This is a genomic window from Mycobacterium colombiense (assembly GCF_001672755.1).
GTDB classification, from domain to species: domain Bacteria; phylum Actinomycetota; class Actinomycetes; order Mycobacteriales; family Mycobacteriaceae; genus Mycobacterium; species Mycobacterium colombiense_C.
In genome coordinates this window covers 1-691 of the sequence record NZ_LZKI01000116.1, presented here as the reverse complement: position 1 = coordinate 691, position 691 = coordinate 1, and the positions used below count along the sequence as shown (strand labels likewise).

Annotated in this window: 1 protein-coding gene; it reads left to right on the top strand. The window is 62.2% G+C overall.

The window, feature by feature from the left end:
- The coding region (locus tag A5708_RS16220) for a class I SAM-dependent methyltransferase (protein ID WP_065029608.1) at positions 1-691 on the top strand (691 nt) is incomplete at both ends.

Genomic DNA, 691 nt, shown 5'->3' with positions numbered 1-691 from the left:
TTTCTAGACGACACCATGGGCTACACGTGCGCTTATTTCGAGCGCGACGACATGACGCTCGAAGAAGCCCAGATCGCCAAGATCGATCTGGCGCTGGGAAAGCTGAAGCTCGAGCCCGGGATGACGCTGCTGGACATCGGTTGCGGCTGGGGAGCCACCCTGAAGCGCGCCATCGAGAAATACGACGTCAACGTCGTAGGCCTGACGCTGTCGGAGAACCAGGCCGAACACGTGCAGAAGTCCTTCGACCAGATGGACACCACCCGCACCAGGCAGGTGCTGCTGGAAGGCTGGGAGAAATTTCACGAGCCGGTGGACCGGATCGTGTCGATCGGCGCGTTCGAGCACTTCGGCCGCCAGCGCTACGGCCGCTTCTTCAAGATGGCCTACAACGTGCTGCCGCCGGGCGGAGTCATGTTGCTGCACACCATCGTTCGGCCGTCGTTCAAGGAGGCCCGGGCCAAGGGCATGACGCTGACCCGTGAGATCGTGCAGTTTTCGCAATTCATCCTGTCCGAGATCTTCCCCGGCGGCTGGCTGCCGACGCCCCAGACCGTTGGCGAGTACGGGGTCACGGTGGGCTTCGAGTTGACCCGCGTTCAATCGCTGCAGCTGCACTACGAGCGGACCCTGAACATTTGGGCGGCCAACCTGGAAGCCAACAAGGAGCAGGCGATCGCGATTCAGTCCC